This is a genomic window from Sphingomonas sp. KC8 (genome assembly GCF_002151445.1).
Taxonomy (GTDB): domain Bacteria; phylum Pseudomonadota; class Alphaproteobacteria; order Sphingomonadales; family Sphingomonadaceae; genus Sphingomonas_E.
The window spans coordinates 2,396,280-2,408,872 of record NZ_CP016306.1; the positions used below are offsets into that span (position 1 = coordinate 2,396,280).

10 protein-coding genes are annotated in these 12,593 nt (G+C 63.6%); all 10 read right to left on the bottom strand.

Features of this window, described 5'->3' with window-relative positions:
* Positions 1–2 precede the first annotated feature (2 nt).
* Positions 3–1,790 carry a hypothetical protein gene (locus KC8_RS11355; RefSeq protein WP_010126279.1) on the bottom strand — a complete coding sequence of 596 codons (1,788 nt, stop codon included), beginning with the start codon at positions 1,788–1,790 and terminating at the stop codon, positions 3–5.
* A 159-nt stretch (positions 1,791–1,949) separates the two neighbouring features.
* On the bottom strand, positions 1,950–4,268 hold the full coding sequence (locus tag KC8_RS11360) for a TonB-dependent receptor (RefSeq protein WP_138956713.1): 2,319 nt from the start codon (positions 4,266–4,268) through the stop codon (positions 1,950–1,952).
* A gap of 345 nt (positions 4,269–4,613) precedes the next feature.
* A complete protein-coding gene (locus tag KC8_RS11365) occupies positions 4,614–6,053 on the bottom strand; it encodes an aldehyde dehydrogenase family protein (RefSeq protein ID WP_010126282.1) in 1,440 nt (479 codons plus the stop codon).
* A complete protein-coding gene (locus KC8_RS11370; protein ID WP_010126283.1) occupies positions 6,053–7,681 on the bottom strand; it encodes a thiamine pyrophosphate-binding protein in 1,629 nt (542 codons plus the stop codon). The genes KC8_RS11365 and KC8_RS11370 overlap by 1 nt, the downstream gene beginning before the upstream one ends.
* A 31-nt stretch (positions 7,682–7,712) precedes the next feature.
* Complete coding sequence (locus KC8_RS11375; RefSeq protein ID WP_010126284.1) at positions 7,713–8,534, bottom strand: alpha/beta fold hydrolase; 822 nt, start codon at positions 8,532–8,534, stop codon at positions 7,713–7,715.
* 30 nt (positions 8,535–8,564) lie between these two features.
* Entirely contained in the window at positions 8,565–9,338 is a 774-nt protein-coding gene (locus KC8_RS11380; RefSeq protein ID WP_010126285.1) for an ABC transporter ATP-binding protein, read from the bottom strand.
* The gene (locus tag KC8_RS11385; RefSeq protein ID WP_010126286.1) at positions 9,323–10,081 is read right to left on the bottom strand and encodes an ABC transporter permease; all 759 of its coding nucleotides are present in this window, start codon (positions 10,079–10,081) and stop codon (positions 9,323–9,325) included. Before KC8_RS11385 ends, KC8_RS11380 begins: the two co-directional genes overlap by 16 nt.
* A gap of 2 nt (positions 10,082–10,083) precedes the next feature.
* Positions 10,084–10,629, bottom strand: coding sequence for a VOC family protein (locus tag KC8_RS11390; RefSeq protein ID WP_010126288.1), 546 nt, complete (start codon positions 10,627–10,629; stop codon positions 10,084–10,086).
* Between the two features lie 11 nt (positions 10,630–10,640).
* Positions 10,641–11,621 carry an ABC transporter substrate-binding protein gene (locus tag KC8_RS11395; protein WP_037496433.1) on the bottom strand — a complete coding sequence of 327 codons (981 nt, stop codon included), beginning with the start codon at positions 11,619–11,621 and terminating at the stop codon, positions 10,641–10,643.
* On the bottom strand, positions 11,621–12,544 hold the full coding sequence (locus tag KC8_RS11400) for a fumarylacetoacetate hydrolase family protein (protein WP_050805434.1): 924 nt from the start codon (positions 12,542–12,544) through the stop codon (positions 11,621–11,623). Before KC8_RS11400 ends, KC8_RS11395 begins: the two co-directional genes overlap by 1 nt.
* Positions 12,545–12,593: the final 49 nt, after the last annotated feature.

Genomic DNA, 12,593 nt, shown 5'->3' on the forward strand with positions numbered 1-12,593 from the left:
GATCAGTCGCGCGGCGGCCAGGGCTTGGCCGGCACGCCCTTCTTCGGCTCGCCCAGCAGCGGGCTTTTCAGCGCATAGATGCCGTGGTTGGTGAACAGCCAGATGATGTTGCGATCATATTCGACATAGATGCCATAGCCCAGATTGCCCTTCACATATTCGGGCGCCTCCGCATCGGTCGGGAAACGCGGCACATAATAAGCCGCGATGGTTGGTTTGGCCGGATCCTTGACGTCGAACAGCTGCACGCCGGCATTGTAGAAGGCGTACGGCACCAGCCCGTCGCGGGCGCGGCCCGGCTGGGTGAAATAGCCCGGCCGCTTGGGGCCAAAACTGCCGCGTCGTTCGCAGAAATCCTTGAACGGTGCGCCTTCGGGCGGCGTCGGGCGGGGGAAGGTCGCCGCGATCTTCGGATTCTTCAGGTCGCGCACGTCGATCGCGAAGATATCCTTGTACGGCTCGAAACAGTCATCGTTCATCGGATAACCGTTCATGAAGATGAAGCCGGTGCGTTCATACTGGCTGACGTCGATATTATCCGCCTCGGTGCCGGCGAATTTGGGCACCATGTCGATATGGCTGATCACCTTGATGTCCGCCGGGTTGGATATGTCGAGGACGTAGAAACCCAGCCCACCCATCGCGGCAAAGCCCACCGTCCCACCCTTTTCGACGGGCTTGGGAATGAAGATCGGCATGCGCGATCCCATCCACGACGTGCGGTTCCCCGCGCGCGGATTTTTCAGATAAGCGTCCGCCTCCGCCTGATCGCCGACGATCTGGCCGGGAACCGAAAATTGCTGGAGGAATTTCGGATTCTTCGGGTCCGACATGTCCCACGACTGGTAGCCCGGCGAATAAAGATAATTGGGATATTCGGTCAGCCCGAAACTGTCGTCGGGGGCCGACGACAGGAACATATATTTGCCGCCGAACCAAGCCGGCACGTCGAGCGAGCCGGAACCCTGCTGATGGCCGGGCCTGGCATCGGGATGCTTATAGTCGGTCGTCCGCGTCGCGATCTTTTCCCACTGGTCGGGCAGCGGGCCGTTCATCACATAGACGTTGAACCCCTTGTGATACGGCCATTTACCGATCTTTTCCACGCCGTCCGGCTCGTTCATCTTCTCTTCGAAGATGCCGAAGCGCTGCACCTCGTTCGATTGGACCATGATATATTTGCCCAGATCCCGGCTCCACTGGATCGAAGCCGCGCCGATCATCTCGCCTTCGGGGAACGGGTTCACCACCGTCCCGCCGCCCTTGCCGGTCCAGCTCTGCCCCTTGGTCAACAGCAGCCTGGCCTTGGCCGGATCGGTGATGTCGAACACCTTCAGATTGTGGCGATCATAGACGTACAGATACCGTTTGCCGTCGAAATCCGCGATATTCTGCCAGGTGTGGAAGGGCGATGCGACCTGCGGGTAGAAGGCCACCACCTCCATATTCTTGGCATAGGCCTTCTGCTCCCAATGATCGAGCTGGCCGGGAAACGGCGCGCGGCCTTCGGCCAGCGGCGTCGCCTTGGGATGGACGAACGCGCCCGTCTTGGGGTCGATCCCGTAATCCTTGCCTGGCACCGGCATGGGCGGTTTGCGATCATAGGTCACATCGTGCCACGCCTTCACCACCGGATCGCGGATATCGATCTTGATCGCGCCATCGCTGTGCGCCGCCGTTTCGGCCGCCCATGCCGTCGAGCCCCCTGCGATCGCCACGATGCTGGCGCAACCGGCCAGAACAAAGTGCCGGAACCGGCTGGCGGCGGCGGTCTGGGCGGTTGGGGTCAACGGGATTCTCCTCTTGGGCCTGGGCAGCATCGGGAACGGATCGTCCCGGCCCGCCTGCATGATGTTTCGGGGAATGCTTGCCTTGCGCGATAGAACCGCAATTCGGGGCGTTGCGGCAAGGGGCGGCGGCATCCGCCGCCCCCGCCCGCCCTTTTCAGATCAGTATTTCCACTTGAGCGACGCGCCATAGGTGCGCGGCGGGGCGTAGGACACGAGCACCGAACCGATCACGTCGGACTTGCCCGATTCATACAGTTCGTCGGTCAGGTTCTTGGCCCAGATCCGGAATTCCCACTTATTGTCGCTGGTCGCGATCCCGATCGAACCGTTGAGCAGGCCGACCGATTTCTGTTTCGTGCGCAGGCCATTTTCGTTGTCGAAGAAGAAATCGTCGGTCCAGTTATAGTCGGCCCGCAGGAAACCGTCGAACCGGTCGTTCAGCGGCAGCGTAAGATCGCCGCCGATGCTGAACGAGTTTTTCGGCGAACGGCGCAGCACATTGCCCTTCAGGTTGGTCGCCACCGGCACCGAACAGAAGCAGTCCGGATCATATTGCAATTCGGTGCTGATCAGATCGCCGGTGATCTTGGCCTTCATATAGGTGTAGTTGGCGAACAGCGTCAGCCCGTTGACCGGCACCACCGCGGTTTCCAGTTCGACCCCCTTCACCCGCGCCTTGCCGGCGTTGCTGATCACGTTGTCGGCCGGCAGGTTCGGATCGAAGATCACGAATTGCTGCGTCTGAAGGTCCTTATATTCGGTCCAGAAGCCGGTCAGGTTCACCCGCAGCCGATCGTCCAGCCAGGTCGTCTTGGCGCCGATTTCATAGTTGAGCGCATATTCGGGATCATAAGCGGCGCGCGCCTCGCCGGGATTGGTGGCGTTTTCGCCGTTCCAGCCGCCCGATTTATAGCCCTTGGAAATCAGCGCATAGACATAGGCATCTTCGGTCGCCTGCCAGTGCAGGTTCACGCTCGGCGTCCACGCATCCCAGTTCTTCTTCGACGATGCGGAAAAGGCGTTGGTCGGGTTGCCCGCTTCATCCTCGAACGGCGCGCCCAGGAAATCGCCGATCGTCTCGCGATAGACCGAGAACCGCTTCTTGTCCTTGGTATAGCGGATGCCCGCGGTCAGCCCGACGGTATCGGTGATATCGTAGGTGCCCTCGACGAAGGCCGCATAGGTATCGGATTTGAGCCGCGTTTCGGCGATTTCCTTACCCTGGGCATAATATTCGACGAAGATATAATCGGCGATTTCGGTGCGATCGACCTTTTCATGCTGGTAATAGACGCCGGCCAGGAAGTTGAACGGCCCGTCGAAATCCGAACGATACCGGAATTCCTGCGAAAAACTGTTCACCTTCTCATGCTTGTCGTTGATGTAATAATCGTCGTTGAACAGCGAATGATCGATCGCGCCGAAATCGATCCGGCCATCGGGGCCGAAAATCAGCTTGGTGAAATCGATGAAGCTGCCGGCATCGTTGTTGACAGCCTTGAACGTGCCTTCGCGATAGGCGGTGACCGAGGTCAGCGTGCCCTTGCCCGTATCCCAGTTGGCGCTCAGGTGCACGCCGCCCAGATCGGCATCCTGCTTGCCATCGATATTGTTGGGGCCACGGCGCCGATCGGGGTTCACGAACGGGATATTATGATCGGACGGGATCTGGATATCGACCCATTTGCCGCGCGCGCGCCGCCGCGTCAGATCGCCGGTCAGCAGGATATCCACGCTTTCGTTCGGCTGGTAGCGCAACTGCCCCAGCACGCCGAAGGACGACAGATCTTCGACATCATTGCCGGTGAAGGTGTTGTAAGCATAGCCATCGTGGCGGCGGCCGCTGGCGGCGATGCTGCCCGAAAGCCCTTCGCCCAGCCCGCCGGCGACATTGGCCTTCAGTTCGAAGCCGCCATAATTGCCGATCCCGGCTTCGGCCCCGGCGCGGAACTCATCCGTCGGCTTGCGCGTGACGAAGTTGATCGCGCCGCCGACGACATTCTTGCCGTACAAGGTGCCCTGCGGCCCGCGCACCACTTCCACGCGTTCCAGGTCGAACAGTTCGATCGCAGTGCCCTGCGCGCGCGGCAAATAGACGTCGTTGAGGAAGAAACCGATCGCCGCACTGGATGCAGCGCTTTCGATATCGGTGCCGATGCCGCGCAGGAAGATATTCGGTTCGGTGATATTGTCGGGGTTCAGCGTAAAGCCCGGCACCCGGTTCGCGATTTCCGAAAAATCGTCGACCCCCGCCTTGGCGAGCTGATCGCCGCTGAACGCCGCCACCGACAAAGGCGTCGATTGCAGCCGCTCTTCGCGTTTGCGCGCGGTGACGACGATATCACCCAGCCGCGATCCGCCGGCATCCGCCCCGGTTTGATCGGCGGTCGTCTGCGCCGATGCCGCGCCCGGCATCACCAATATGGCTGCCACGCCCAGCAGCGATGCCATCCGAATTTTCTGAAAAGCGATCTTCACCACCCAACCCCCTTTGCCAGAATCCCGCTGCCGGCAGAATAACGGTGCGCCTCTCTTGCGGGCTTGTCCGGTGTTCCTCCATCGACCAGCAGCACCAGTCAGCAGCGAGACTATGGGGGCTGATCATATGTGAATAATAATATTGTAACATCTACATATATGTTTTCGTGATAACGATCGCCACCGCAGGATCAGCACCAATATCATTGTTATTCAATATGTTATTTACATAGCGCGGCAGGCGTGCGCGGCCCGCCCCCAAATGACGGGCGTGGCACGACAAAGGATCGCGCCGACACCCTTGCAGCATATTGGAACAGCGCCGACGAGGGCCAAATCGCGGCCTCAGCCGTGGTTGAAGCACACAACCTTGGTCTGCGACATTTCGCGGATCGCGAAACGCACGCCTTCGCGGCCCATATTGCCGCGCCTGGCCCCGCCGAACGGCATGGCATCCAGCCGGTAATCGGTGGAATCGTTGATCATCACCCCGGCCGCCTGCAAAGCGCGCGCGGCATGGTGGGCATCGTTGATGCTGGCCGTGAAGATCGCCGCATGGATCGCATAAGGCGCTTCGTTCGCAGCCGCGATCGCATCGTCCAGATCGTCATACACAAACAGGCTGACGACCGGGCCGAAGGCTTCGTCGGCCACGATCCGCGCATCGCCCGGCACCTGTTCGAAAATCGTCGGATGGAACACCGCCCCTTCGCGATGGCCGCCGGTGCACAGCGCCGCACCGGCGGCAACCGCCTCGGCCGTCCAACGCGCCATCCGTTCGGCTTCGCTACGGCCGATCATCGGGCCGATATCGGTTTCCGGCAGCATCGGATCGCCCACCACCAGGGCGGCGGCGGCGGCCACCATCAAATCGCGAAACGCGGCATAAATCGCGCGGTGCACGAAGATGCGCTGCACGCCGATGCAATTCTGCCCGGCCGCCCAGAATGCGCCGGAAACGCAGGCCGCCGCCGCCTTTTCCAGATCGGCATCGGCGGCGACGATTACCGGCGAGTTCGCGCCCAGTTCCATGCCGATCCGCTTGATCCCGGCGGTGCGCGCAATTTCCGCGCCTACCCGCGCGCCGCCGGTGAACGACACCATCGCCACATCGTCCGACCCGACCAGCGCGCCGCCGAAATCGCGGCCATAACCGGTCAGCAGGTTGAGCGCTTCGGGCGGCAGCCCTGCATCCAGCAGCAATTCCGCCAGCATGATCGCGGTCAGCGGCGCCTGATCGGCCGGCTTCAGCACGACCGCATTGCCCGCCGCAAAGGCGGGGCCAAGCTTGTGGCAGGCCAGGTTCAGCGGATCGTTGAACGGAGTGATCGCAGCGATCAGGCCGACCGGTTCATAAGCGTAAAAGCCGCTGCGCTGTTCGCCCCCGGCAAAGCTGTCGAACGCGATCGTCTCGCCGTTGAGCCGGGTCGCTTCCTCGGCCGACAGCCGCAGCGTGTTGACCGCGCGCGCCGCTTCCTTGGTCGCCGCCCGGATCGTCTTGCCGGTTTCGGCCGTGATCATCGCGGCGAACCGCGCGCCATCGGCCGCCAGCGCATCCGCCGCACGGTGCAGGATCGCCGCCCGCGCGCCGGTGCTCAGCCGCGCCATGTCCCGTTGCCCGCGCAACCCGCTGGCGATGGCATCGGCGACGTCCGCCTCGGTGGCACACGCGACATGCGCGATCACCGCGCCGTTATAGGGGTTTTCCACCGCCATGCTGGCGTCCGCCCCTCGCCACACGCCGCCGATCAGCAGCGAAGGCTTCGCGTTCGGCGGCATCAGCATCACGGCTTGTCCTTATGGAGGACGAGACCGTCATATTCGCGGCTGTCGAGCAACGCTTCGACGATCACCGGGCCGTCGGCGGCAAACGCATCCGCCAGCGCCGCGCGCAGCGCATCGGGATCGGCGACGGTGACGACAGGCACCCCGAACAGCGACGGGCCACCGATCGTGCCGGTCGCGCGCACCGGCGTGCCGTAGATCGGATTAGCCTTTTTTTCCTGCTTGATGCGGATCAGCGCCAGATCATTGTCGGTGAACACGACGATCACGATGTTGAGCTTTTCGCGCACCGCCGTCGCCAGTTCGCCCACCGTCATCAGGAAACCGCCATCGCCGACGACGGCACAGACCGGCGTGTCGGGGCGGCACAGCTTGGCGGCGATCGCGGCCGGAACACCGAACCCCATGGACGACCAGCCGTTCGACATGATCTGCGTGCCGGGTGCCGGGGTCGGCCATTTCTGCCCGATCAGATGGGTATGCGCGCCGACATCGCAGGCCATGATGCCATCCGCCGGCAGCACATCGCGCAACACATCCAGTGCGGCGCACGGGCCGAAACGGTTGCTGTCGGGCGCCAGCCGCTGGAACATGCCGGCCATGCGCGCGGCCACGGCGGCCATGTTCCAGCCCTTGGGCGCGGCATCCAGCGCCAGCAGCGCATCGAGGCTGGTGGCGATATCCCCCGTCACATCGGCGGCCACCGGATGCTTGGCGGTGTCGATATCGACCGGCTCGACGTCCACATTGGCGATGGCGAGGCCATCGCGCATCCAGCCCTCGAAATTGAACTCGACCGGATCATAGCCGATCGCGACGACCAGATCGGCTTCGGCATGGGTTTGCCCCACCACATCGCTGAGCGCATGGAACAACACGCCGGCATAATGAGCGTGCGTTTCCGGCACCATGCCCTTGGCCATCGGCGTCAGCACGATCGGCAGGCCGAAGCGTTCGGCAAGCGCGATCACCTGGTCCGCGACCCCCGCGCGCACCGCGCCCAGCCCGATCGCAAGGATCGGTTTTTCGGCAGCACCAAACGCCGCGACCAGCGCGTCGATCGCCGCCGCATCCGCCTTGGCGGGCACCGCCGGCACGGGGCGCGCACCCGCCACCTGCATCGTCTGCGCGGCACTCAGCCCTACCGGCAAGCCGATATGCACCGCCCCCGGCCGGCCCGACACCGCGACATGCGCCGCCTCCGCCAAGGTCGCACCGACCGATCCGGCCTCCAGCCGTGTCGTCCATTTGGTGATCGGCCGGAACAGCGCCTGATGGTCGATGCCCATCTGCGTCGTGCGGGTCCGCATCGGCGCGGTCATTTCGTCGGTCAGCGCGATCAGCGGCGATCGATCGAGCGTGGCGCCACCCACACCCGTGGAAAGGTTGGTCGCGCCCGGCCCGAACGTGCCGAAACACACGCCCGGCACCCCGGTCAGCCGCCCGCACACATCGGCCATGAAACTGGCCCCGCCTTCATGGCTGGTCAGGACGAAATCGATCCCGTCGGTGGTGCGCAATGCTTCCATATAATCGACCCAGCCGCCGCTCGGCACGCCGAACACATGCCGCACCCCCATGTCGCGGAGCGAAGTCACAAGCGCCTGGGCCACTGTTAGGTCGGTCATATGCAGTCCTTTGAAATTTGGCTCGTCGCGGTCATTGCGCGGGCGCGGTGTAGCCGGCCGCATTGCTGTGCGCGCTACGGCGGACGCCCCGGATGCCGCAGGCGGCAAGGAAACTCAGCACGCTGTCGTTGAACTCGGCGGCGCGCTCGAAAAACACCGAATGTGCGGCATCGACTTCGACAAGGAAGGATCCGGGAACGCGCGCCTGCGTGGCGCGCACCGCCGCCACCGGAAACAGCACGTCGCCCATCCCTGCCAGAAACAGCACGGGCTTGCCGCCACCCACCGCGTGCGGCGCCACCAGCGCGGGCCATGCGCCCGCCAGATTGTGCCGATCGGCGCGGTTGAAACTGGCGATCGCCGCATAAAGCGCGGCCTGTACGGGCTGCGCCGCGCGGAAATCCGCCCCCAGCACGCGATCGAGTTGCGGCATATCGGCCGTCGCCGCGCGGGCCGCTGCCATCAGCGGCGCCACATCGTCCGCCTCGGCGATCGCGTGCAGCGACGATGCGATCACCAGCGCACGCACCCGATCGGGGTGGGCCGCGGCAAAGCTGATGCACGTCCCGCCGCCCATCGATTGGCCGACCAGCACCGCCTGTTCGATGCCCAGATGATCGAGCAAGGCGAGAAGATCGCCGACGAACGCGGCCCGGCCGGCATTTTCCGCATCGGTCGAACGGCCGAATCCGCGATGGTCGAAGGTGATGACACGGTAAGATCGCGCGAACACCGGCACCTGCTGGAACCAGCTGGCATGATTGCCACCGATCCCGTGCGCCAGCACGATCGCCGGCCCTTCGCCCGCATCCTCATAATAAAGTTCGCTCTGGCCGATCGTCAGGACAGGCATGGCAACTTCCCCAGATTAAATGGCCCGAGATTAAACGACGCCCATGATCCGGCTGAGTTCGACGACATGATCGCCAAACGCCGGCAGATCGCGGGTGATCGAAGGATCGCGCGGGCGCGGCAGATCGATCTTCAGGTCGGCGATCAGCCGCCCCGGCCGTTCGGACAGCACCAGCACGCGATCGGACAGCAGCACCGCTTCGGAAATGCTGTGGGTGATCAGCAGCACCGTCTTGCGATCGCGCTGCCACAGCCGCAGCAATTCGATGTTCAGCCGGTCGCGGGTCAGCGCATCGAGCGCGCCGAACGGCTCATCCATCAGCAGCACACGCGGATTCTGCATCAACGCCTGGCCGATCGCCACGCGATGCTTCATCCCGCCGGACAATTCGTGCGGATATTTGTCCTCGAACCCCTTCAGGTTGAGCAGGTCGATCATCGCCGCGACGTCCGCGGCATCCGCCGCCGCCTTGACCCCGCGGATCTCCAGCGCGAGCGTGAGGTTCTTCGTCACCGTCAGCCAGGGCAGCAGGTTCGATGTCTGGAACACCACCCCCACATCATCGCGCGGCCGATCGACGCCTTCGTCGAACATCGTCGCCGTCCCGCTGTCGAACCCGTGCAGCCCGGCCAGGATGCGCAGCAAGGTGCTTTTGCCGCAGCCCGATGGCCCGATGATCGAAATGAACTCGCAATCCTCGATCGCCAGGCTCACATCCTCCAGCGCCTTGGTGCCGCCGGGGCCGCCATAATATTTGGTCAGTTGATCGACCCTGATCGCAACGCCCATCAGATTGCCCGCCACCAGATGAATTTGGAAAGAAGCTCGACGACGTAGAACAAGGCCAGCGACAGCAAGGTCACCGCCAGCAATGCCGCAAAGGTCAGCGCCGTCTGCGACGATCCGGTCGCGAGCAGAATGACGTTGCCCAGCCCATTGTTCGACCCGACGAACTCACCCACGATCGCGCCGATCACCGCCAGCGGCATCGCCACCTTGCAGCCATCCATGAAATTGGGCATCGCGGCGGGCACCTGAAGCCTGCGGAACATCGTCCAGCGGCTCGCGCCCAGCGCCCGGAAATGTTCCTCCAGATTGGCCGGCACGCCCGCCAATCCCCCCAGGGTCGCGATCACGATCGGGAAGAAAGCGAACAGGAACGCCATCACCAGCTTCGATCCGAAGCCATAGCCCAGCCACACCACCATCAACGGCGCGAGGCCGATCTTGGGGATGCTCTGCAACGCGATCACCATCGGATAGAGCGTCGATCGCGCGATCGGGATGACATGGATCACCGCCGCCAGCGCCACCCCCAGCACGGCCGCCGCAACGAACCCGCTCAGCACTTCGCCCAGGGTGATCAGCCCGTGATCGAACAGCATCGCGCGCGCATTCCAGAACGCGACGCCGATATCGCTCAAGGACGGCAGCAGATAGGCCTTCACCTCGAACCAGCGCACGCCGCCTTCCCACAGCGCCGCCAGCGCCACGAAAAAAGCCCCCGCGATCAGCGGATTGGATTGCGGTTTCGCCCCCGCCGCCATGGTCACTCTCCCCCGTCGCGATCGAGCAGCTTCTGGATCCGCGCCGGTGGCGGGACGAGGAAATGGTCCAGCGCCCAGCGATCGAACGTCGCCATCTCCTGCCCGTCCCACACCTGCGGATCATGGGCCGGGAAATCCGGGCCGACCTGGATCATGTCCGAATAAAATTCGACATTGTTGCCATCGGGATCGCGGAACACGAGGAAGCTGTTCGCCCCCGGCCCATGCTTGCCGATGCCCCGGTCGATCGGCACGCCGCGTTCCACCAGCATCGCGGCGATCGCCTCGATCTCGGCCACGTCAGCCACATGGTAGGAAAAATGCTCGACCGGCGATTTCCCCGGCACATGGCCGGCGATTTCATCGGGCGTCATCTGCAACAGGGCCAGATCATGATGATCCTGCCCGCAGCGCAGGAACACCATCCGATCGTCGATCCAGTCGGACACCTCCAGCCCCACGACATCCTGATAGAAAGGCAGCGACACCTGCATATCGCGAACCTTGAGGACAAGGTGGCCGAGCTTGTCGGGTTTGGGGCGATACATTGCGCGCCCTCCTACTGGCCGGCGCCGGCGAACACGTCGGCGGGCGCAATCTCGCCCTTCAACGCATAAGCGGCTTTCAGGAAATCGACCGAACTGGCGACGCGCGCCGGATTGAGCGTGCCCGCGCCATCCTTCATCAGCGCGGTGGTTTCCACCATCTGCTGCTTGGTGATCGCAGGGTCCAGCATCGGGAAGCGCTTGACCATCATGCCGACGACTTCATCGGGGTTGGCCGCCGCATATTCGTAACCCCGGTAGGTCGCGGCGAGGAAGTTCTTCACCGTCTCCGGCTTCTCGCTCAGCATCTTTTCGGTGGTCAGGATGCCGCTGCCATACATGTCGAGGTTGAACGCCGCATACGGGATCATGCCCAGGGTGACGCCGGCTTCCTTCGCGCGCTTCTGGAACAAGGGCAGGCTGTTGCCTTCCCAGCATTCGCCCGCGTCGATCTTGCCTTCGACCAAAGATGTGACAACCAGCGCCGGATCGAGCTGGAGCAGCTTCACCCTGTCCTTGTCGACGCCATTGCGCGTGAGCCAGGCCGGCACCAGCGCCTGCATCGGCGAACTCTGCCCGCCGCCCAGGGTCAACCCCGCCAGATCGGCGGGTTTATCGATCGTGTGGCGTTCCTTGATGTAGCACAGCCCCGCCGGCCAGCGCGTGTTGATCGTGCCGACCATCTTGGTCTTGCCGCCATTGTTGCGGTTGAGCACCACCGAAATCGGGTCGCCATAGCCGAACTCGAACATCCCCTGATCAAGCTCGTTAGCGGTGCGGATCCCGCCAAAACCGCGCACGACAGTCACGTCGAGTCCGGCATCCGCATAATAGCCCTTGTCGATCGCCGCGATCACGCCGCTCATGCTGCCCTGCGGCAACCATGACATGTTGAACGTCACCTTCTCCTTGTCGCCGCCGGCTTCCGCGCCGCAGCCAGTCAAGGTCAATGCGATCGCCGCCACCGCGGCCAATATGCTTGGCCTACGTAGCATCACAGCACCTCCGCCCGCACCGGATTGGCAAGCGTGCCAAGGCCGGCGACGGTCGCCACCATCCGGTCGCCATCCTTCAGGAAAATGCCGCGCCCCATGCCCACGCCGGCGGGCGTGCCGGTCGCGATCACGTCGCCCGGCTTCAGCATCAGCATCGACGACAGATAGGCCATCTGTTCATAGCTGTTGAAGATCATCTCGCCCGAATTGCCGTCCTGCATCATCTCGCCATTGACGCTCAAGGTCAGGCGCAGATCGTGCGGATCGCCGATGCAATCGCGCGGCACGAACCACGGCCCCATCGGGGTGAAGCTGTCGAAACTCTTGCCGCGAAACCAGTCGTGCGAGAACGGAAAGTCGCTACGCCGCGTCCTGTCGCGCGCCGAAACATCATTCACGATCACATAGCCGGCGATATGCTCATGCGCCTTGTCCACCGTAATCCGCCGCCCCGCCCGGCCGATGACGACGCCGAGTTCGACCTCCCAATCGACCTTCTGGCTTTCGGGCGGGATAAACACCGTGTCATCCGGCCCGATCACGCTGTCGACCGTCTTCAGGAAGATATAAGGCTGGCTGTCGGCCTTGGCGGCCAGCTTGGTCGCCATTTCCTCGGCATGTTCGATATAATTGGATGCCGCCCCGAACAGACGATGCGGCAAGAAGGGGGCGAGCGGCACGACCGCCAGCGGCTCAAGCGTCGTGCCCCGCACCGTATCGACCAGCGCGGCCAGTTCGTCCTTCACGCCCTCCCAGTCGCGCACCAGCGCATCGACCGATCCGACCCGGCCGCGCAGCCGATCGCTGATCGCCGCCCCCTCGGCAATCGCCGCCAGATCATGCATGGTATCACCCAGCACAAAAGCGGACCGCGTGGCCCCTCCCGCAGAATAGCTCGCTAGCGCGTACCAGGGTGCCGTCATGATCGTCTCCAGAAATGGCGCCGGACGGCCGCGCCACACGGCGCCACCC